We start from the raw sequence: 22210 nt of genomic DNA, 5'->3' as shown, positions 1-22210 counted from the left end.
ATGAATACACGTGCATCAAATTTAAATTCAACTGAAGCAACCACTTGGGTCTTAAATGCATTAGAAGATGAAAAGGTTAAGTCTGTACACTTTTTTGCAACAGAGTACCGAAGATTCAAGGACTCGCAACGTCAAATACTTGATACTAACTCACCTATATTGGTTGTGAAAGTAAACTATTTGGATGGTAGTGTAAAACTGCTTGATGAGGAATTATTGACTGCAGCAAGGGATCATCGAAAAAGAGAAATTTTACAAATTTTGGAAATCGCAAAGTCTTCTAGCAAAGTCTTTTATCATGTAGAAAATATAGTAAATACAGAAAATCTTAGCTTTGAAGATGCTGATGCATATTTAAATCGTTTAGATATAGAACCACTAGATTCAAGAAAGCTTTTAGCGTTATTAACTAACTAAATACATTAAATTTAAAAACCACCTTCTTAGGTGGTTTTTTTCACTTTAAGAAAGTCCTTCACGGCTTAACTTTATTGTTTAGTTGGTGGAAGGATGTGTTTAGCAATTTCATGACCTAATATCCATTAGGATGGGTATCCTAATTAATCCACTTTATGTCACTATAGGGTATTGTAAAATTATGAGAATATTCATATATGGTATAATTGACTTCATAAGCTAATTTATTTATTTTGTTGATAATTAACAATCTTTTTAATTGGTTATCTAGCTATGTCTCAGTTTCAGTATATTAATCCAGAAAGGAAGTTCGATTTTTATTTGCCAGAAGATCAATTGTTTTCTAGTCATAATATGGGGAATTGGGGGATAAATGATATTTATATATATACAGAACCTTCACCACATGACTGTCCATCCGATGATCACAGATTCTTTACAGTGCATTCTAATGGTGTTACTGATATTCGAGAAGCTTTAAGTATTGGAAATGAGCTAATTTCTCTTATAAGAGGTTTTTACAAAATATCAAATAGTACGATTTTGGATGAAAGGATTAAATTAGTAAAAGTGAAAGATGAAGATGCATATTGTCAAGCATACAACGAGAATCAGGATGAATATTTTGGATTTTATCAGGATTTAGGTCAATCTCTAAAATCAAAGTTAAAGCCTTTAGAGTATCAGCAATATAAACTAAATACGCAATATAATCTGATAAATAGCTCTATGTACTTAGCTCAGAAACAGAAAAATATTGGATTGTATTTAATATTAAAATATTTCTCCATGCCTTTGAGTTGGTCTATTTTATATAAGATTATGGAGACATTGGAAACTATAGAGAAGTATCATGATAAAAGTTGGTCGGTTACTTATACTAAGGCTGATAGGACAAAATTCACTAACCCTGCAAATAATTTTAGCTTGTTAAAAATTGATGCAAGGCATGGTTTGAAATTCGACTCATTAAAACCGAATTCTAATAATAAAATGTCTTTGGATGAAGCAAAACATATGTTTAGAGAATGTGCAATTTCTTATTTAAGATACAAGTTTGAAGAGCTTAAGTGTTCAGCTTGGTTAGAAAAAATGAATGTTACACATTTCATCAGAAGGAAATCTAATATATGTATGAACACGTCTAAGATTACTGAGTATAAAAAGCTATAAAAACAGTGTATTTTTCATACGATTTTTTATGTTTATCATAAACCCACCTTAGGTGGGTTTTTTTATCGGGTCTAATTAGTTAACAGAGCAGCCTTTTTCAATAAGATCTTTTGCATCCTTTTCATCGATCATACACCTTAAGGCAAAGTAACTAAGAACCCATTTTCCATCACGATATGGCTGGAGCTTAATGTCTGAGTAATTAGATTTAAGAAGTCCAATTGTCACGCCATCTAATTCAATTCCCATTGCTGGTTCAGATAAATTGTCGTAATCCGTAATTCTAACTCTAGGATTGAAACTATCTAATAGGCGTTTTCCTGCTTCGGAATTGATCGATCGATTATTTATCTCTGCTGCTATACCAATTCTTTGCTTAAGTTCAGCAGGAATTCTTAAGTTAAATTGAACTTCAGATGACATCAGATACCCTTTAGTAGATAAAAATAGCAGATTAATAGCAAATTAATATTGCACACAAAAATCAACTTTGCTATGTTAGAATTTGATAGCAAAATAATATTGTTTTGCTATTTATGTTGGCGAAATAAAAAATGGCAAGAAATAATCAGCAGGTAAATATTCGAATGTCGCATGAAACAGTCGATGAACTTAAAGCATATGCAGTTAAGTATCGCAGATCTTTAACAAGTCAGTTGAATGTAATAGTTGAAGAATGGCTCAAGAGCCAAAAGGAGAGAAAAGTATGAATGCGATTGTTCCATCATTACAAGCACAATCTATGAATCATTTTGAGATTGCTGAACTTGTTAATAAGCGACCTGACAACGTGAAACGGACTATTGAAACTCTTGTTGACAAAGGCATAATTCGACTTCCTCAAATTGAGGATGTCGATAAAATCAACAACTTAGGGTTGAATATTAAAGTTAAGACATACATCTTCACAGGCGAACAAGGTAAACGAGACAGCATTATTTTAGTTGCTCAACTTTGCCCAGAGTTTACTGCTCGCTTAGTAGATCGTTGGCAGGAACTAGAAGCACAAGTTGCTAAACCAATTGATCCAATGAAACTATTGGCAGATCCACATGCCTTGCGAAATGCCTTACTGACATATTCAGAAAAAGTGATTGAGCTAGAACAGCAAGTGGAAGTTATGCAGCCAACAGTTGAAGCTTTTGATCGTATTGCGACAGCGGATGGCAGCTTATGCTTAACAGATACAGCGAAAGCATTACAAATGCGGCCAAAAGATCTGATCTCATGGCTGAACCAAAAACAGTGGATTTATAAACGTACAGGCTCAGCACATTACTTGGGCTATCAAGAAAAAGTTCAGTCTGGGTACTTAGAACATAAGGTAACCGAAATCACCCGTGGAGATAGCTCAGCTAAAATCACAGAGCAGGTGAGAGTAACGCCAAAGGGACTGACCAAGCTTTCAAAGCTTTTAGGAAATCACAATGCATAATTCAGACAATAAAAAAGCCCTCACGAAACTTGGCGGAATCAAAGGGCTTAGCATTGTCATCACATGGAGTAATAAACAACATGAACAGTATGGTACAGATAGGAAGTAAAAATCAAGCCTATGATGCAAGTGACGTTGCTGATGGTTATGCACTGGCATATGAACAGGTAGCAGATGTCGCTGCGATGCTTGGGGCAATCCACAATAAGCAGGAGAGAATCATTGAGCATGTGGGTAAGGTCTATGACGTACCTGAATCCGTATTCAAAGAACTTATTAGGCTTTTTCATATCACTGAGGGCATGATTCAAGATTCACTTGAGTTTAGTAAAAAGCAGGAAGATCATTACCAAGCCGAAGTGGATAGTAAGTCATAAATCATACTTAATCTAATCAAAGCCACCTTTCGAGGTGGTTTTGATGCTAAAAATTTAGTAATTTATCAACTTAATTTACTAATTTAAAAAGATTTTTATATGAGTATAATCTCTGAAAAATTCAATGCAAAAGTAAATGCTTTGAAAGCTGACTTTAAATTAAATAAAGATGTTATTCATCAGGGGGTTAAAGGGGGGTTGAATGAAAGTGAGCTATCTTCATTGATAAGTGAAATTATACCTAAAAAATATAAAATTTCAAAAGGAGTCATTGAGAATTCTAGAGGTGAGCAGTCAAACGAAACTGATTTTTTCATTTATGATGATGAAATATTACCACCATATATTAAAAATGAACTAGCTTTTGTGCCAGTTGAGGCCGTGAAATATGTTTTTGAGGTTAAAAGCACACTAAATTCTACAGAACTAAAAACGACAATTGGAAAATTTAAAAAATATGCTGATATGGGGGGGAATGCTCCAACTATCTTATTTGCATTTTCAAGTGATATACAAGGTACTGAGTTAACCAGATACAAGAAAAATGATGAAAAATTTTACACTTATCCTTCAGTGATGAGTTTGTGCATTTCGAATAAAAGCTATTATTTTAAACATATAGAAACGAAGTATTTAAAGGAATATTTAACTAAAGAAGAGTTTCTACGTCAGGCAAGTAGAGAAGGAAATTTAAGATTAAATATTGGGGGGGCAAATTTTTTTGTTGAGAGCAATAATTTCCATTTTAAGTCTGAAGAAAATAAGCTAACAGTAAATGGGATCGATTATGCAAAGATAACATTCAATATTCACAAATGGATTGGTATCGAACATTCAGATAATACGATTGAATTATCATTACTTTCAGGTATTTCTAATACTTTATGCAAAGAAAAATTTGGGCTTTACCTACTTGAAAACCATAATCCTGATATAAAAATATTTTCTGTTTGTTATGAGGATATGTGGGGTAATCTAAGTTGTCAGGATTTTAATGAAAATGGATTAGATTATAATCCGGATAATGTAAGTTTTAAGTTTAGTACCTCAAGTGAAAATCATAAAATTATTTTTAAGCCAATGAGAAAAAAGGTTGATTAGGGAGTAGTAGGCTATTAGAGCTCAGGAACCTTACATGCATCGTTTTTAAGTAAGCAGAATGTAATACAAAAAGTTGAAATTCGGTACTTTTAATCTATTGAACTAAACGGGAAACTACCTTTCGAGGTGGTTTTTTTATACTAAAGCTCCAAGTCATAAGATCCATTTATTGTCAAAACCTACAGGGGGTGTTCATATGAAATGTTAATACCCCCTGTAAGGCTAGGTTAAATAATTGAGCGATTTTAAGATGAAGTCGACTGTATCAAGTCGGCTTTTTTAGTGCCTGAAAAAAGTTATGGAACAAAAATCTTGAGGACTTTTTAGATATGTAAGTATTCAAATTGATAGGAACGCGTTCCGTCTAAACAAGGGGTTAGTAAAGAAATATGCTAACCCAACAAAGCAAAAACCCCAGTGCGCTAACACTGAGGTTTTCAAATCAACTCAACCGGTGAAAGTTAAGGAGAAATATCTCTATGCATAAGAATACATCAAAATCCGAGTTAAAGGTAGATGGAAAAATGAGTGAGAAAGGTGCCGATCGAGCAGGACTAATGCAGGCGATTACCAACTTTGGATTAGTCATAGGACTCATAATTATCGCGATTATTTTAGCGCTGAAATAATCGCATTTACTTACACACCGCCTTCGGGCGGTTTTATATTGCCTTGAGAAAAGGCTCAACCTAATCAAACGAGAGGTTTGAACATGTCATTGCCATTTATTGTGACTTCACTAGAAGACGTTAAAGAAGAACATCGTGGCTTATATGTCGAGGAAGACGGGAAGTTTCGCCTTGATCTGGATGGTTACGAAGATCCGAAAGGTCTGAAGACTGCATTACAAAGCGAGCGTGATGCCGCCAAGAATGCGAAACAAGAACTCCAGAAGCTGCAAAAACAGTTTGAAGGGATTGATCCTGAAATCGTTAAAAAGCTGTTTGCCCAACTGGAGCTTGATGAAGATGCGAAATTAATTGCTGAAGGCAAAGTCAGTGAAGTCATTCAAAAGCGTACCGAGAAGATGCGTGAACAACATGACAAGTTACTGAATGCTGAAAAAGAACGTGCAGATAAGGCCGAAGCCTATGCCAATAAGTTCAAGCAATCCGTGGTCCAAGGTCAAATTATCCAAGCAGCAGTAGAGCTTGAAGCCTTACCAGAAGCCACTGCAGATATTGCCTTCCTAGCTCAATCTAAATTTGTACTCGATGAAGATGGTAAGGCTGTCTCAGTCGATGCACACGGCGACATTGTCATTGGGAAGGATGGCAAGACACCATTATCCCCAAAGGAATGGGTCGAAACCTTACGAGAGCAAAAGCCTTACTTCTGGCCTAAAGCAAATGGTTCAGGTTCACCAGGTAGCACCAATACCAAAGCTCAGGTCGACATCACCAAACCTGATGGCTCCGTGAACCTAACTAAACTCGCTCAATTACGAAATGAAAATCCGCAGTTAGCCAAAGAGCTCGCTGCAAAACATGGCATTAAACTTTAAGGAGAAGGCCACATGGCTGAAACAAAAATTGCTGATGTGATCGTACCTGAGTTATTCACTCAGTACGTTTTAAATAAAACCACCAAGAAATCTGCTTTATGGCAGTCCGGTATTGTCGGTGAACTAGATGTCGAGGTGGCATTCGGCACTCAAGGCGGTTCAACCGTGAATATTCCATTCTGGAACGATTTAGACGGTGAGTCTGAAGTTTTATCAGATAATCAGGCCTTAACCGTGAATAATATTGCTGCAGGGCAAGATATCGCGATTTTACATGCCCGTGGTAAAGCTTGGGGTGCCAATGACCTTGCTAAGGCATTGTCAGGTGATGATCCATTAGGTGCTGTAGGTGATCTTGTTGCAGATTACTGGGCACGAGAGTTTCAGGGGTTCACAGTGAATACGCTTAAAGGTGTGTTCGGTTCTGCCAGTATGGCAAGCAATACCCACGATATTTCAGGTGGTGCCGGTGCTGCTGCAGTGATTGATGGTGTTTCCTTTATTGATGCTTCATATAAGTTGGGTGATGCGGTTGATAAATTAACAGCAATTGCCATGCACTCGGCAACGATGGCGGCATTGGCGAAACAGGGTTTGATTGAAACCGTGCGTGATGCAGATGGTGTGGTGCTTTATAAAACCTTTATGGATCGCCGTGTGATTGTCGATGACGGAATGCCTGTTGATGGTGATGTATTTACATCGTTCCTGTTTGGTCAAGGTGCAATTGGTTTTCAGGATATTGGAGCGCCGGTTGGTGTTGAGACAGACCGTGACAGTTTAGCTGGTTCCGACATTCTGATTAACCGCCGCCATTTTGTACTGCATCCCCGTGGTATCAAATGGTCGGGAGCAATGGGCATTGCCCCAAACAACAGCGGTCTTTCAACAGAAAGTAATTGGGAGCGCGTATATGATCCAAAGCAGATCCGTATCGTAGCGTTTAAGCATAAGGTCAAATAACTAAAAGGCGGTTTTAACCGCCTTTATCTTTTTGGAGATCCTTACATGGGACTTTCATCATTTAACCGAGCACGGGAACGACAAATGACACAAGAAAAAGTGAATGAACTTGAAGAGCAATTGGCTGGTGTGAAGGGCGAGTTTATTGCCTTCATGAATGATCCTGAAGCAATGACAGCGCGTATTGCAGAATTGAATGAAGGTAAGGGAATACCTGATCCTTTAGATGGTCCTACGCCTGGTGATTATGAAAACTGGAAAGTAGATCAAATCAAGGCTCACTTAACCGATCTTGGTATTGAGTTTAAAAACTCTGCCTCTAAGCCTGAATTGATTGCACTCATACCTTAGCAACAACAAGGGGAATAATCCATGAGCTTTATCACTGAACAAGAAGCGATTGAACATGTAAAAGGCTTTGATGCTTTATCTGCCAGTGATAAGGCTGATTATCTACAAAAGTCTGAGACCTATCTGATCGCCCGTAATGTGAAACCTTATGAAGATGTGACACTGGTGCCTAAGGCACTAAAGACAGCCTCATACGAGATCATTCGGGGCGTCATGAAAGGTGAACTCTACCAAGGACATGAACAGGCCTTAAAACGTAAAAAGGTTAAGGCTGATACGGTAGAGTCAGAAAAGGAATACCAAGATGGTTCAGTTAAGCTAAATGCTACCGAGCAATACATACTGGATCTGATTAAACCCTTCACCAAACGTTCTTCAGTATTCTTTATAAGGAAGATCTAATGGGTTTACGTGACGAGTTACAGGCAGATATTGCTGAGGCATTTAATGAAGATCTGGCAGATACTGTTCAATCATTTTCGTGTGAGCGGATCATCAAGTCAGATTGGGATCCTCTGACCGAAACGCATAAGACGATTAAAGAGAATTATTCTGGTCGTGGTGTGCTGTTTGGTTCATATAGTCAGTATGAGATCCAAACGCTTGGAGTCTTGGCCACCGATAAAAAGGCTGCTGTTCTACAGAATGAAGTAACCATGACACCGCAAATTGATGATGAGTGGATTACACCACTTGGCATGTTTCGAGTCATGCATATTCAGCAAGATCCAGCCGAAACAATCTGGAAATGTCAGTTGAGAAAGGTTTGAATAGTTGGTTTAATGCGGGTATTAAATGAGGAGGGGGTATGTTTAAAACTAAACTTGAAAAGAAAATTCGCCGTGTATGTTGGTTTTTCTTTTTTGGAATTTTTTTATATTTGCTAATAGCTTTTTTACTTTTAAGTAAATATCCCCTTACTCATTTTGAGTTTGACTTAGTGAAATCATATGAAGTTTTAAAAGATGGTTTAACCATCTCAGCTACATTTCTAGCTTCTGTGGTGGCTTTTGTTTTGTTTAGTCATTGGAGTGAGCAGCATAGTTTAATTCGGAATGAAAACGACGTTACTCAACTTCTTAAAGAAACAAAAGAAATTACGAATGAATTAGAAGACATTCAAGATTTTATTACGAGTTTTTACGAACGAGGGCTTACCGATGAAGAGCTTGAGGATAATGAGCAAAAACTCAAAAACTTAATGCCTAGAATCCATGTGCATTTTAATAACTTAAAGGAATCAGAAAAGAATTTTAGGAATCAAGAATTTCATAAGCTTTGCTGCGAGATGCATCAAAAACAACTTAACTTTTTGTATAGAATATTGGCTCTTGTTCAAACTTGCAGAGACCTGGAAGATTGTAAAATAAATATTAATAATCGAGATGCTTTACCTGGTTTAATTTTACAGGAACAACAAGTTCGTAGGCGCTACTTTGAAGCTTTGGAAACTTATTCATTTTATAGTGAGGAAGTTAAAAATCAGATTGAAAAGCTCGCTGATGAGCACAGGATTAGATAAAAATAGACCCACTTTAGTCGTGGGTTTTTTTATAGGTAAATTTTATGGCTTGGCACGGAAAAAAACCAACTGACTTTAGCGTAGCAGTTATTAAGGGAACTGAAAAACTCATTCAGAAAATCACCATGGATACGGTGCAGTCTTTAGTGGTGTCCAGTCCAGTTGATACTGGTGCTTATCGTGCATCTCATATTCTATCGATCGGATCTGGTAACTTTGGAAAACGTGGTCCTGAAACAAACGCCGTGCAGGATGCTGCAGTTCAAGCGGTACGGATTAAGCTGGGCAATCTGGTCTATATTCAGAACAATCAACCTTATGCTGAGCGTTTAGAAAATGGTTGGTCGAAGCAAGCACCACAAGGGATTTATAGCACTACGTTTAACTTCATTTCTCAAAAGTATGGTGTTTAAAATGGCAATGACACTTGAACAGGCAAGACAAGCCATCATTACTCGTATGCAGGGCTTCACTGGTATTGATCAAGAACGAATCCAATATCCGAATGCCCCTAACTTTAACGCGCCTCAAAAAGGCTTGTGGTGTCGTTTAACGATAGCGGGTGGATCAAGCTTTATCTCAGGTATTGCTGATCAACCTTGTACACGGCGAACGGGCAATATCATCATCCAGTGTTTTGATCGACTGCATAGTGGAGAGAAAAATATCACTGAGTTAAGTGAAGCGTTACTGAATCATTTTGAGTATTACAATGCAGATCATCTGGAGTGTTTACAAGGTCAATCCATTAATGTAGGTAGAGATAATGATTTTATTCAATTCAATATATCAATTTCTTATTCAGTAAATTAGATTCGCTTTTTAATTAGTAAATAATTAGTATCCCAAAACTTTTAAAACCTTAGCCTATTTGTTATTGTGATTACAATTAATAACAAATGGTAAGATATGAAAAATTCAGCAATTGGCTGGGGAGCCGCAGGAGTTTTAGCTATAATTTTTTTGGGTTCAGGAAATGAAGATTCATCTGTGAAAAGTTCAAATACTGATGCATCACAGAATAGTTCTGAAGAAATTATTGATTCTCAATATATAAAAACAAATGCTCTAAATATTCGAGATAAACCAAATGGATCTGTGGTTGGTAAATTAGGACGTGGTGATAAAGTTGATATTTATGAGAAGCAAGGTAGCTGGGTCCGCATATCATTAAATTCGAAATCACCTCAATGGGTCTCAAGTAAACTCTTATGTCAGTCTGATGGCTGTTTTGAACAAAAGTCACCAAAATCTAAATCAACTAATTATCAGGCTTTAAGCTCGCAATCTGAATATAAGGAAAGGAAGCAAGAAAAAACATACTATGACAGTGATTGTTCTTGTTCAGTAGTTGATTATTGCGTAGGACCTAGAGGCGGACATTACTGCATTACTAGTGGAGGAAATAAGAGATATAAGTAAAAATAGTATTTTTACATTTTCTTAAACCACCTTATTTGGTGGTTTTTTACATTTTACCAATACCACCTTCTCGGTGGTTTTTTTATGTCTATAGGAATCACTTATGAGCAATTTTGTTTTTAAGCGCGGTGACACCTTCAACCTTAATCTACAGCTTGTTGATACTGATGAGGCTTTGCAATTTTCGCCTGATGATGTACGCCGTGCAATTGATTTAACAGGTTTTGCATTTACATCGCAGGTGAAAGCCCTTGTTGATGGGAGTGCTGTTGCGACTTTAACCTGCGTTGCATTAAATCAGGCAAATCAAAAGGGCTGGTTAAACATTAAATCAGGTGCAAGCACATCGGCATGGCCATTGGGTTTAAGTCAAATGGATATTAAGGCTGTGGTTGGTGGTGTAACTCAACATTCTGAGACTTTAACGTTTCAGGTAATTGATGGAGTGACAGCATAATGGCCAATCTAGTTTTTAAATTTAATTGGGATCATCGTCCATATCCCTACAATGCTGCTCAAGGTAAGCGGCAATTCATGTTGCCTTTTGCTTCTGGCATCCCAAATTTAAATCCCAATTTGTCTCAGGTACAAGGTGCTGGCACTGCCGCGGGTGGAACGCTAACAACATCTGTATCTGATGACACTGTTGGTCGCGTATTGCGTGTTGGAGATTTTGGATTTGGAAAGCCGTTACGCAATACGGATGTAGGTGGTGCAGATTTAAACAACATAACCGCCGTGGGTTTCTATGGTAACGATACTTTTGCAAGTGCTACGGTAGCTTTAAATTTTCCTGAAACTGGTGTTGTAGGCTCTTTACTCGTTACAAGTATTTCAGGTTCAAACAGTTATCGAAGCCAAGTGTATATTTCAGCAACGAGTGGACGAATTTGGTATCGATCTACTTCGGATTTAGCAACTTGGTCCGCGTGGCGCCGTTTAGTTGACGCAAGTTCAATAGAATATCAGCGCTTAGTGAATAACGGTTTTGCCACGAACTTCATGCTAACCTCCGCACCGTTAGCAAGTTTTGATAATAGAGGTAGTTTTTTAGGCTTGCAAAGTACATCGGCTAATGCCGGTGCAGCTGGAGATTATCCTGGTACTTTTGCTCAATATGTCATTGGTTTAAACGTTGCAAGCACAGTAGAGCATGCAGCTCACATTTGTATCGGCACATCTTCCAACTATTTTGGGTTTAGACGCCGAGGCTACAATGGCAGTTATTCGCCTTGGTATGCTTTAAGAGGTGAACATAACACGACTGTTGATGGTTCAGGTTTCCTTAAAGCAGCTTCTCCAGTTGCTAAGCTATTTAGTGATTATATTGATCTCAATATGGATGCTAAAAAGCAGCCGATTAAGTTTGAGAAACTTGGGGTTGGCGATTATCTGATTAAAGGCTCATTAGGTTTTGCTCAAGAAGGCTGGTATATCGAAGTCCCTAAAGATGCGAATGGGAATACGATTGTCGCAGTTGTATATGAAACATTAGAAAACGGCGATATCTCAGTTAAAACCTACAAGCGTAAGTTTGATTTTGATCTTGCTGCAGTTGTAGCGGATTTAGAAAATCCACTAGATATTCCCTTGGGTCGTTGGATTGATATTCGTCTACATGAGGAACCAGAGCCTGAACTAGAGGAAATTCAACTTTCAGATACGCCTTATGATTTCCAGCTTACAAACTTAACTGAGGCAGTAGCTGCAGCAATGGCAGGTGTTGAACCACCAGAAGTCACAGACGAGCCACTTTAATGAACTTTTTAATAACCCGCTTAATCAGCGGGTTTTTTAATGCCTAAATTTGGGAGAACTATAAATGAGTTCAGGCGCAAAAATCCGTTTATATGCTTGTGAAGAAGCTGTGTTGGGAACAACTCCAGCAAATCCAATTTGGTATACCGTCCGCCGTGTTTCAGATGGGTTATCTGAAAACGTTTCAACAGAACAAAGTAATGAAGTGGTGGATTCACGCTTTCGTCAGGGTGCAGCAGTAACTGAGGCAGAAGTTACTGGCCAGTTAGAGTTTGAATTGTCGATCGGTACTTTTGATTTATTCTTGAGTGTCTTGGCATTCAATAATTGGGCTGCAAATGCAATCAGTTTTGGTGGTGGTGTGCGTAAATCGCTGACCTTGGTAAAAGTCTTTGAAGATATTGGCCAAGTCTTTATCTATCGTGGTGTGCAAGTTAATACAGGTGAAATTACGATTCAAACTACAGGAAAGATCACAGGTAACTTTGGTCTGGTGGGTAGTTCATTTACCCGTCAACAAGTTAATCCTGTAGTGAATTCTGTAGCAGCGTCAAGCCGTCCCGTGGTCAGTATGCCAAATGTTGATAAGCTGCTGATTAATGGCCAATCGATTCAAGGCAAAGCTTGTCTTCAGTCACTCACATTGTCATTCAACAACAATTTAGAAGCCATTCGTTGTATTGGTTCAGGCAAATATACACCTGAGTTTTATTTAGAGAAGATGATGGATATTGAAGCGAATGCTTCATTCATGTTCTCGACTACATCTGCGGCTTGGATCGATGCGATCAAATCCCGTGATGTGTTTACGCTGACGTTTGATATTACTGATAGCAAAGGCAGCAAATACTCGTTGAATTTCCCACAGCTTGAAGTAATGGAAGCCAATCACCCAGACGGCGGTGGTGATGACATCATCACGATTGATATCAACTTTGCCCAGGTACGTACCAGTCCGACCATTGTGCGTGCATTGGTGTAATAAACATATTGATTAACAAAGCCTATGGGATGCCATGGGCTTTTTTTTGTTTCATAAATTTTAGAGGTCGTTATGGCGTTAAAAGTCGGTATTGTGAAAAGTTCTGTCGTGTCTAAATGGTGCGAGTTTAAAGATGCTTCAGGTAACGTGGTAGCCGAATTCAAGATTCGTGGGATTGCCTATAAACCGTTTCAGGTCGCGATCGAGCGAGCAGGTAATCAGATTTCATCGAAAGGCTATGATGTGATGGACATTAATCCAGATGACAAGCTTTACCATGAATTATTGATGGATGCCTGTGCAGCGCATCTGATTGAAGATTGGAAAGGTGTAGTGTTTGCAGAAGTAGTCGAAGGAAAAACAGTTGAGACTGATCAACCGTACACTGCCGAGAATGCATCTAAATTGTTTAATCTTGGTGATATTGGCATTTCGATCTGGTTGTTCATCAAAACTGAGGCTCAGAAGATCCAAGAAGATGCTGATAAGGACAAGGCTGATATCCTGGGAAAGTCATTGAACTCTACAAGTACCAAAAAACCTACGCGTCGAAAACGCCGCACGAAATTGAGCAAATCAAATTCTTAGGTGGTCATATCCCTGAGCCACCCGAATCATCCTATGCCGCTGAGTCTATCTTACTGGCATTTGGCACGATTTGCAGATCCAGACGATATGAACAGGGTACGCCGTTATCTATAGATCAGCAGGCTATAAATGTTTATGCCGAGCATAATGATTTGCCTGTTGGTTCATATATCTTTAACGATTGTATTTTTGCTTTGGATGATTTGTTTTTAGATGAGGTTCATAAAAAGTCTAAATCCAAAAGTAAAAGTGGGTGAGTTAAGTGATAATAACTTGGCCTCCTTTGTTAATTAAGTTATTGAAGTAACTGCTATAATTTTATGGTGTGTTGAAAGTGCGTGAGTTATGGAAATATATAAGTTTTTAAAGAGCTTTAATACAGTAGGGTTTTATCTAACTGTGGCCAGCATCTTGCTAGCATCGCTTATTTTTTATTTTTACTTTCTAAATCCAAAATAAGTGTTAGATAAGCAAAAGCCACCTTCGGGTGGTTTTTTAATATCCTAAGATTTATGGTATAAAAACTATAAAAAAGGGTGTAAAGGCCAATTATGGGAAAAAATGAGAAAACAGCAATTGCAATAGTACTTTTTATAGTTGTTTACCTGTTAGTTATTAGGGATATTTCTCTTCAAGATGTTACGAAAAGAGTAGCCGATCAACTTGTAAACTCATTGCCTAATAACTAACTTATAGGTGATTGGAAAAAAGCCCCGAGGGGCTTCCTGTTATCAGAGGAAAAGTATGAAATAAGAATTATATTTGGTGGTGAAAGACTTTCTAGAAAGTCTTTTTTTCATTTAAAATTAACAGATAAAAATTTATGTAAGTGGTTTACGATAAGTGAAGACAAAACTAAAAATTAATGTTATTGGGCTGGTTGGTATGCTCCTAGTTGGGAATGTTTATTGTGCTGAAATTATTAGTACAAGTATGATACCTCCTAAAAATTCAAAATTTTTAAATAGCAACATAGAGGCTGAGCGATACAAAGAAAAATATATACAAAAAATAATTGCCGCTTGGGTAGAGCCAGAAAATGATGGAAAAACTGGAGCTATAGCTAAAATTACGTTAAATGATAAGGGAGAGATTGAAAACTACGAAATCTCAAGTATTAAGAATAAAGATTTTGAGTTAAGCATAGTAAATGCAATTAAAAAAGCAGCTCCTTTTTCTTTACCAGAAGATAAAGAAGTACGAAATAAAGTTAAACATCTCATTGTGACTTTTTACGGGGTTGATGGAATCTTCCAAGATTCTAAGTTAAGAGACATTGAAGCAGCAGATATTATTTGGATAAAACAGCCTAATATTAATATTAGCTCATCCGATTTAGAGGGGCAGGAACGGTATTTACTAGTATCGATTGAGGCTAGTGAACGTGGGGTAATTAATAAGGTTTCGATCATACGAAGTACTGGTTCTATGCAGCTTGATCAAAAAGTTGTAAGGGAAATTAAATTGGCTAGATTATCACCTTATAAAGAAAATGGGGTTGGCTATCCTTTTTCAGTAACTCTGCCATTGAGGTTTTTGCCTTAAAATTTGTAAGTAACGGAAAGCCCCGAAGGGCTTTTACTTATCGTGTGTTACGATATCTAAAGAAATCGGCTGAGACAAGCTCCTCTGTTAACCCGTCCTCATCGTACAGATGATTTAGAAATTGGTTTCACCTAGCTTGATGTTGGTGTCTGTGTTATTCATTGTATAGATGATTTAGAAATCTGGCTGCACTCATAATAATGTGCCTTTAAAGTTATTCATCGTATAGATGACTTAGAAATGACACATCACTGCTAAAAGGCTATGATCGTAGTAGTTCATCGCAAAGATGACTTATTCAAACTCAAACCCGCCGTGTGCGGGTTTTTTAATGACTTAATTTCGTCCATTTGTTAAATTACCTTCTTTAAAAAACGGGGGTATTATGAAAAAGGTTTTTTTAATTAGTCTAATTATGGGGTTAATTGGGTGTACCAATAACTCTGGAAATATAATTAGTAATAGTCCAGATACTCATTTGCGAAGTCAGTCATATGTCGATGTGCCAACTTCTACTCATATGATACCTGCAAACGCAGTAATTTATTGGCTAAAAGCTCCATCAGTATCTATTCTTACTGAAGAACTTGCTGGTAAAGATAGACTTATAATTGTTGATGTAGAAGCTGATAATAGGGGATATATTACTAATGCAAGTATAAAAAGAAGTTCAGGCCTCGAAGATCTAGATCAAAAAGTTTTAGCTTCCGTTAAATTAGCTAGGCTGAAGCCACATAAAGTAAACGGACAATATCTGCGATTTAAAGCTGATCTTCCTTTTGTATTTACACTTGTGAACTCTTCTCATTAGCATAAATTCATAGAATTTTTAAAACTAATTCTCCACTTGTTTTTAATGACTTCAACTCAACCCTTTGCTAAATTACCCTTGATAATAGAGAGGGTTTTATGAAAAAGATTTTATTGATTAGTTTGGTGGTAGGGTTAACTGGGTGCGCGAGCCCACAATATAATTATCAAGCAACACCTCAAAATATTAGTAAGCCACCAATAGGGGAAGTTAGCCAGGTATTTGTTGGTGATAAAATGCTTGAGCAAGGAATTTTTATAGAAAGAGAAGCATTGCATATTCCTAGAACTGTGAAACATAGCGGCTACACTTTCAACTCAGGATATTATTTAAAGACAGGTGATGATAAAAAAGGTCAATATTTTCAGGCAATAAATATGATGCCAGATGGAGGAAATATTCAAAAAAACTTTATTGTTGACCCGTTTAAGGCTGTCATGCTGGATTCAAAGAATGAAATTTGTGTTATCTCCGTTTTTAATGCAAAAGTTTGCACTGAAAAACACGAAGCTAAATTATCAAAAATTGGCATAGCGGCTGACAATTCATTTCAACAGACCTTAATTTATAGTGGAAAGGTCGGTAATAAAATTAATGTTGGATATAGAGAATTTTCTAGCAATCTGGCACGACCAGCCTTTAACAATGATGTGGAATATGATTTAAACGAATCAAAACAGATTGGCTACAAAGGAGCGTTATTGGAAATTATTGAGGCAACAAACCAAAATATTAAATATAAAGTGATCAAAAATTTTAACAAGGTAGATTGATATGAACGCAGAAAATCAAGGTATGAAAGAAAGTGAAGTTTGCAACTTTATAGGTTGGATATTATTCGCAATAGGGTTAATTTCTGGGGTCATATTTATTTTAGTATTTGGTCGCGTTGAAGTACCAAGAACCTATTATGGCACTGAAACCGTATGGTCAGGGATCATGGTTATTACAGGAATTGGCATTATTTTCAATGGGTTTTTAATTGGATACTTATTCCAAAAGATAGCAAGTCTACTTCGATACCACGAAAATAAGACTTCAACTTAACAAATCAATCTATTAATTAATTTCCAAACTCTCTAGCCCGCGAAAGCGGGTTTTTTATTGCCTAAAGGAAAGTGATATGGCTCAAGAATCTCGCCTAGTCATTGTTATTGATTCTAGTAATGCAGAACGCAATAGCAGAGCTTTATCCCAAGAACTTGCAAACATTGAGCGAAGAGGTGACTTTGCGACTCAATCCACAGATCGACTTGGAGCAGCAACGCGTCAATTGGCGGGTTATATGGCTGGATTGCTAACTGTTGGGGCAGCAGTATCTAAAATGGATGCATATACCAACTTAAACAACAGACTTCGTTTAGTTACCGATAGCCAAGTAGCGTTAAATAAAGCAATGCAGGATACATTTGATATTGCTCAAAGATCTGGCGCGGAGTGGGGTGGAACGGCGGCAATTTATCAAAAGGTTTTGTATAACAGCGAGAAACTAGGATTAAGCCAAGAGAAAGTCGGAAAAATTACAGAATCAATTTCTAAGTCAATTAGTAACTCTGGATCAAGTGCACAAGCAGCTAGTGCGGCGCTTTACCAGTTGGGCCAAAGTTTTGATAAATCCAGTCTAAATGGGGATGAATTTGTCAGCATGAGCGAAAATGCAGGTTACTTGATGGAGGTATTCGCAAAAGGATTGGGTGTAACTCGTGCCGAATTAAAGGAAATGTCATCCCAGGGATTACTCACAACTGACAAAATGATTCAAGCCATCGAAAAAATGTCAGGTTCAATTGAGGCTGATTTTGGGAAAACCAATTTCACAATCGGCCAATCATTTATGCAGTTATCAAATGCTGTGACTAAATTTACAGGTGAGGCAGGGCAATCTAGTGGAGCTGCACTATTTTTATCAAATACATTACAAGGCTTAGCTAAGAATCTTGAACCAATTGCAAACGTTGCAATATTGGGCGGGGTCGCTTTACTAACAAAAATGATTCTGACTCAAACCGTGGCTATTAAAACAGCAGTTGGGGCAAGCATAGCCAGACGGGCAGCACAAGTGGCGGAAGCGGAAAGTGCAGTCAGATTAACATCGCTTGAGGTTCAAAGACAACGACAGGTTACTACATTGGCAGCTCAAGAAGTTGGTCTAGCTCGGGCTGAATATAACAGTGCCACAACACGTAGTGCTCGTGCTGCAGCAACAATCCGTTTAACACAGGCTGAAATTGCCCATAGAATTGCTTTGAACCAAACAACCGCGGCAATTGGAGCAAACACTGCAGCACAGAATGCACTAAATGCAAGTCGTGCAATTGGCTCAAGGTTGCTTGCATTAGTAGGTGGGCCCATTGGTGCCATTACTTTAGGTGTTACTGCTTTAGCTGCGGGATATATGTATCTTCAAGGTCGTACTGAAGCGGCTACTAAGAAATTAGAAGAGCAGGCTAAAGTAGCCGAGAAAACGAGCGAGGAACTTAAAAAACTACAAGGCACTGACCGTAAAACAGCAATTAATGATTTAACCAGCGCATTTGAAGCCCAGAACAAGGAGTTGAAGAAAACAGAGCAAAGTGTTGGCGCTGCACTGATTGAGATCCAGAATTACGGGCAAGGAAACGTTGAAATTACGCGAATTTCAAATGCTGCACGGTTAGGTACCATCAGTTATAAAGAGGCGGTCGAGCAATTAGCAGCACTGAAATTACCGCCAAGTCTAAGAGATGCGCTTAAGGATCAAATAGACAAGTACAATGAGGCTTATGACAAAGCAGACAAAACCAAAACCGCAATTAAGCTGTTTGGAATTGAGCTCGTCATAACTGGCAATAAAGCTCAAAATGCAGCGATTGAACAACAGAAACACACCAATGCAATCAATGAAACCAAGAAGGCTGCAGATGATGCATCTAAATCATTGGAGCAAATGTATGCTGATCGACGTAATTATGCAGAGTTCAAGCGCATTCTGATTGAAACTTATGGTCTTAGTAAGGATGCTGCTGAAGAGCTAGCTAAGGCTCAAGAGAAAATGGGTGGTTTTAGCACACGCTTAAGCCCGAAAGTAGTCCAAGGTGTACTAAAAACAATTGAAGCAGAGCAGAGATACAAGAATATTGTAGATGAGGCCAATAACAAGCAAAAAGAACGCACTAAGGAACTTGAAAAGCAAGAGAAACTAACTAAACGTTTAGTTGGTATTTCTGGTAATTCAGGTATTGGCACTGGTGCACATCTTGATGTCCGTTACAGCGGTTCGATGTCAGGGCAAAGAGTCAGCAATGAACACTTAGCTCGATTAAAAGCTGCAGATAAGCCCTTATCAGCATATAGAGTCAGTTCAGATTATGGACCACGAAAAGCCCCTACCAAAGGGGCTTCTTCTTTTCATAAGGGAATTGATTTTGCAATGCCAGTGGGAACCCCAATCACAACCAATGTGGCCGTGAAAGATGTTCAAACTGCGTATGATCCTAAAGGTGGTGGGTATTACAGTACTGTGACATTTGAGGATGGTGTGGTTCTAAAACTTCTACATCAATCACCAAGCATGCAAGGCAAAGTGAAAGGAGGTGCAAGTAAGGGAAGCGATAAAGCTGGTGTGGATATTCAATCGCAGATTGAGCGCCAACTTGATGCACAGCGGGCTCTTGAAAATGAAGTTGCTGGCGAAGTACAGCGAATCAAGAATAACCTAACTGTTCGATTAGAAGATGTTGATAAGGCTGGTTTCACTCCAGAACGCTCTGCGGAAATTAAAGCTGAACTCCAACGCCGTGCTGATAATGATATTGCGATTGCGCAACAGGCTTTACGCACTAAGCTTGATGATTATAAGGAGTTCCAAAAAACTGAAGTTGAGCTGTTAAAAGAAAACTTCGATCGTAGAAAGTTTAATGCTACACATGACATTGAACTCACTAAAGTTGAACAGAAACAGGCGGTGGAATTACTGGAGCAGCAATATCAGCAAGAGATTGGTCTCATGCAACTGGCACAAGAGCAACGCTTGTTTCAGGTTAAATTAGTCTTGATGTCAGAAACTGAAGCGATGCAAGAACGTTATCGACTTAAACGTGAAGAGATCCAGAAGAACACCAAGCTCAGTGTTGATGAGCGCCAAAAAATGATTACGTTCTCTAAAGCCGCACAGGAAAATGAGATGCGTAATAAGATTGTTGGTGCTGTTCAGAACTGGGGTGGCATTCAGGCGGATATGAATGGTTATGGAGATTTCTATAGACAGGATCAAGATCGTTTTAGCCGTCTTGGTACTGCCCAGGATCTCTTTGATAGCAAGTCTGCAGCGGTTGACTATAACGAGCAAGGAGGTTTGGATGCGATCAAAGCACAAATGGAACAGCAATTAATTAGTCAGCAAGAGTTTGAAGATCAGAAAACGGCGATCTTACAGGTCGCACAAGATCAGCGAAAAATTATTGCTGCAGAGTATGCTCAAAATGCTAAGGATATTGAGGACAAGTACCAGCAGGATCGTTTGAACACTCAAATCGCATTTGGTGGACAAATGATGGGTTCACTTACTTCAATGTTTGGTTCCATGTTCGGTGAGCAATCTAAAGCATACAAGATCATGTTTGCTGCAGATAAAGCTTATGCGATTGCAGCAGCGGGTATTGCGATTCAGCAGAATATTGCTGCAGCTTCAAAAGCAGGGTTTCCTTACAACCTGCCTTTAATTGCAGGTGCAATAGCGCAAGGTGCCAGCATTATTGCAAACATCAGGGCAATCAAGGACCAGGGCTTTGCTGATGGTGGTTATACAGGTAAAGGTGGTAAATACGAGCTTGCTGGATCTGTTCATAAAGGTGAAGTAGTTTGGTCGCAGGCAGATATTAAACGTTGGGGCGGTGTCAATTTAGTTGAGAGTATGCGTAAGAGTGCAAACCCTGAAGCATTTCTCAAGAACAATGCATCATCTGATGTTATGCGCCGTGCGATGATGAGTTCACAGGCATTTATGGATGCCCAAAGGAATAAAGATAATCAGATTATCTATAAGCCTAACAAGACTGCAGATACTTCAAGGATTTCTACAGGCTCGGAATTGGTCCACGATGGCAAAGTGTATTTCTCGCCTAATGGACTTGTTCAGGATCGTTCAAATCTTGAGGATGTATATGACTTTACTTTGGGAAGATCTGCACGTCCTCAGGTTGAGACGATTGCATCAGTACAACCAAGTGCACCTTCGATCAACTTTAAGATTGAGGTGGTGAACCAAGTGAAAGGCGTAGCGGTCGAAGCAGAGCAAGTGGATGAAAATACTGTCCGGCTTATTGTTAAGGATGAGCTGGAGAACACTCTTCCACGCGCGGTACCAAGGATTGTCAGTGAACAGATGGATGATCCGAGTTCAGCAATCAGCCGGTCACTTTCAAAGAACACAACTGCACGGCGTAATCGTTAATGATATTAAGCCACCTTTCGGGGTGGCATTTATCGTCTTTTGATTGACTTACTTTGTAGACGGTTGTTTATTAAAAGAACAATAATACAGAGACCACAAATAATGAAAAAAATAATTTTAGTTTTTCTAATGGGAAATTTAACAACAGCCTGTACTTTACTTAATCCAGCTAGAATGCAAGCACCTGCTGGCCCTCCAAATATTATAGTTCAAGGGACGCATGACTTTGTGACGGGCGATATTATTGAAATGCAAAAATTAGTTTATTTTAATGCTTATGCTAATGCTCTTTCAGCGGAAGGGGTAATAGTTAATCAAGGGAAAATTTCGAATAAAACTCCAACTGCGCTTTCTAGTGATCCTTATAGATACTTTTATGACACAGGCGCTAGTTATTGGTCGGCTATTTGTACTGATTATTTCAGAAGATCTGAATCTACAAGTAATCAAAGATTAAATGCTAGAAGACAGACAAATTTGGTGGGGGGATTAACTTCTGCTTTATTAGGGCTGTCTAATGTTCCTTCTGCTACTGTAGGGGGAATTGGGGCAGCTTTTAGCGCGGTAGATAGCGGTTTTGATGCTTATGACAATAGTTTTTTGATAAATATGAACTTAGGACTATTAAGCGGAGCAGTTTTTAAGCGGATGGACGAAATATACAAAGCGAATGAAACTAAGAAATTTGCTAATTCTGGTCAAGTATTCTTGGCATTAAGAGAATATTCAGAACCTTGTACGCATACTGGTATGAAAAGAATTCTAGATGAATCGTTAAAGAAGCCTTAAGAAAGCTCCGATGATATTCCTAAATAATTGTAGATATTACT

General features: G+C 38.2%; 27 protein-coding genes. 26 read left to right on the top strand and 1 reads right to left on the bottom strand.

The window, feature by feature from the left end:
• A complete protein-coding gene (locus NG55_RS00945; protein WP_065342047.1) occupies positions 1–417 on the top strand; it encodes a hypothetical protein in 417 nt (138 codons plus the stop codon).
• Positions 418–690: 273 nt separating this feature from the next.
• A complete protein-coding gene (locus NG55_RS00940) occupies positions 691–1590 on the top strand; it encodes a hypothetical protein (protein ID WP_065342046.1) in 900 nt (299 codons plus the stop codon).
• A 75-nt stretch (positions 1591–1665) separates the two neighbouring features.
• Here NG55_RS00940 and NG55_RS00935 read toward each other — a convergent pair whose 3' ends face one another.
• The gene (locus tag NG55_RS00935; RefSeq protein WP_065342045.1) at positions 1666–2013 is read right to left on the bottom strand and encodes an Arc family DNA-binding protein; all 348 of its coding nucleotides are present in this window, start codon (positions 2011–2013) and stop codon (positions 1666–1668) included.
• Positions 2014–2296: 283 nt separating this feature from the next.
• On the opposite strand from NG55_RS00935, the gene NG55_RS00925 reads away from it, so the two are divergent.
• From NG55_RS00925 to NG55_RS00820, 24 genes are all read left to right on the top strand, one after another.
• A complete protein-coding gene (locus NG55_RS00925; RefSeq protein WP_065342043.1) occupies positions 2297–3025 on the top strand; it encodes a phage antirepressor KilAC domain-containing protein in 729 nt (242 codons plus the stop codon).
• Between the two features lie 80 nt (positions 3026–3105).
• Positions 3106–3402 (top strand): hypothetical protein, encoded by a 297-nt coding sequence (locus NG55_RS00920; protein ID WP_065342042.1) that lies wholly within the window; start codon positions 3106–3108, stop codon positions 3400–3402.
• Between the two features lie 99 nt (positions 3403–3501).
• A complete protein-coding gene (locus NG55_RS00915) occupies positions 3502–4503 on the top strand; it encodes a DUF6602 domain-containing protein (protein WP_065342041.1) in 1002 nt (333 codons plus the stop codon).
• A gap of 479 nt (positions 4504–4982) precedes the next feature.
• The gene (locus NG55_RS20940; protein WP_167247743.1) at positions 4983–5132 is read left to right on the top strand and encodes a hypothetical protein; all 150 of its coding nucleotides are present in this window, start codon (positions 4983–4985) and stop codon (positions 5130–5132) included.
• Between the two features lie 83 nt (positions 5133–5215).
• Complete coding sequence (locus tag NG55_RS00910; protein WP_065342040.1) at positions 5216–6007, top strand: hypothetical protein; 792 nt, start codon at positions 5216–5218, stop codon at positions 6005–6007.
• A 12-nt stretch (positions 6008–6019) separates the two neighbouring features.
• A complete protein-coding gene (locus NG55_RS00905) occupies positions 6020–6970 on the top strand; it encodes a major capsid protein (RefSeq protein ID WP_065342039.1) in 951 nt (316 codons plus the stop codon).
• Positions 6971–7015: 45 nt separating this feature from the next.
• Positions 7016–7321, top strand: coding sequence for a HeH/LEM domain protein (locus NG55_RS00900; protein WP_065342038.1), 306 nt, complete (start codon positions 7016–7018; stop codon positions 7319–7321).
• 21 nt (positions 7322–7342) lie between these two features.
• A complete protein-coding gene (locus tag NG55_RS00895; protein WP_065342037.1) occupies positions 7343–7723 on the top strand; it encodes a hypothetical protein in 381 nt (126 codons plus the stop codon).
• Entirely contained in the window at positions 7723–8091 is a 369-nt protein-coding gene (locus NG55_RS00890; RefSeq protein ID WP_065342036.1) for a glutamate 5-kinase, read from the top strand. The genes NG55_RS00895 and NG55_RS00890 overlap by 1 nt, the downstream gene beginning before the upstream one ends.
• 38 nt (positions 8092–8129) lie before the next feature.
• Positions 8130–8843, top strand: a complete 714-nt coding sequence (locus NG55_RS00885; RefSeq protein WP_065342035.1) for a hypothetical protein — start codon at positions 8130–8132, stop codon at positions 8841–8843.
• A gap of 44 nt (positions 8844–8887) precedes the next feature.
• Positions 8888–9256 (top strand): hypothetical protein, encoded by a 369-nt coding sequence (locus tag NG55_RS00880; RefSeq protein ID WP_065342034.1) that lies wholly within the window; start codon positions 8888–8890, stop codon positions 9254–9256.
• Position 9257: 1 nt separating this feature from the next.
• The gene (locus tag NG55_RS00875) at positions 9258–9656 is read left to right on the top strand and encodes a hypothetical protein (RefSeq protein WP_065342033.1); all 399 of its coding nucleotides are present in this window, start codon (positions 9258–9260) and stop codon (positions 9654–9656) included.
• A gap of 96 nt (positions 9657–9752) precedes the next feature.
• Positions 9753–10265 (top strand): SH3 domain-containing protein, encoded by a 513-nt coding sequence (locus NG55_RS00870; protein WP_065342032.1) that lies wholly within the window; start codon positions 9753–9755, stop codon positions 10263–10265.
• A gap of 103 nt (positions 10266–10368) precedes the next feature.
• Entirely contained in the window at positions 10369–10722 is a 354-nt protein-coding gene (locus tag NG55_RS00865) for a hypothetical protein (protein WP_065342031.1), read from the top strand.
• Positions 10722–12023 carry a pyocin knob domain-containing protein gene (locus NG55_RS00860; RefSeq protein WP_065342030.1) on the top strand — a complete coding sequence of 434 codons (1302 nt, stop codon included), beginning with the start codon at positions 10722–10724 and terminating at the stop codon, positions 12021–12023. Before NG55_RS00865 ends, NG55_RS00860 begins: the two co-directional genes overlap by 1 nt.
• 64 nt (positions 12024–12087) lie before the next feature.
• Positions 12088–13005, top strand: a complete 918-nt coding sequence (locus NG55_RS00855) for a phage tail tube protein (RefSeq protein ID WP_065342029.1) — start codon at positions 12088–12090, stop codon at positions 13003–13005.
• 72 nt (positions 13006–13077) lie between these two features.
• On the top strand, positions 13078–13593 hold the full coding sequence (locus NG55_RS00850; protein ID WP_065342028.1) for a hypothetical protein: 516 nt from the start codon (positions 13078–13080) through the stop codon (positions 13591–13593).
• 345 nt (positions 13594–13938) lie between these two features.
• The gene (locus NG55_RS21165) at positions 13939–14052 is read left to right on the top strand and encodes a hypothetical protein (protein WP_228129660.1); all 114 of its coding nucleotides are present in this window, start codon (positions 13939–13941) and stop codon (positions 14050–14052) included.
• A 384-nt stretch (positions 14053–14436) separates the two neighbouring features.
• A complete protein-coding gene (locus tag NG55_RS00845) occupies positions 14437–15138 on the top strand; it encodes a cell envelope integrity protein TolA (RefSeq protein WP_065342027.1) in 702 nt (233 codons plus the stop codon).
• 385 nt (positions 15139–15523) lie between these two features.
• Positions 15524–15949 (top strand): energy transducer TonB, encoded by a 426-nt coding sequence (locus tag NG55_RS00840; RefSeq protein ID WP_065342026.1) that lies wholly within the window; start codon positions 15524–15526, stop codon positions 15947–15949.
• Between the two features lie 98 nt (positions 15950–16047).
• Positions 16048–16722 carry a hypothetical protein gene (locus NG55_RS00835; RefSeq protein WP_065342025.1) on the top strand — a complete coding sequence of 225 codons (675 nt, stop codon included), beginning with the start codon at positions 16048–16050 and terminating at the stop codon, positions 16720–16722.
• Between the two features lies 1 nt (position 16723).
• The gene (locus NG55_RS00830; RefSeq protein WP_065342024.1) at positions 16724–16996 is read left to right on the top strand and encodes a hypothetical protein; all 273 of its coding nucleotides are present in this window, start codon (positions 16724–16726) and stop codon (positions 16994–16996) included.
• A 76-nt stretch (positions 16997–17072) separates the two neighbouring features.
• Positions 17073–21380: a tape measure protein gene (locus NG55_RS00825; protein ID WP_065342023.1), complete on the top strand. Its 4308-nt coding sequence runs from the start codon at positions 17073–17075 to the stop codon at positions 21378–21380.
• Positions 21381–21482: 102 nt separating this feature from the next.
• On the top strand, positions 21483–22169 hold the full coding sequence (locus tag NG55_RS00820) for a hypothetical protein (RefSeq protein WP_065342022.1): 687 nt from the start codon (positions 21483–21485) through the stop codon (positions 22167–22169).
• Positions 22170–22210 lie beyond the last annotated feature (41 nt).

The organism is Acinetobacter gyllenbergii, assembly GCF_001682515.1.
GTDB lineage: Bacteria > Pseudomonadota > Gammaproteobacteria > Pseudomonadales > Moraxellaceae > Acinetobacter > Acinetobacter gyllenbergii.
The sequence above is the reverse complement of the archived record's forward strand: the minus strand, read 5'-3'. Positions and strand labels throughout refer to the sequence as shown.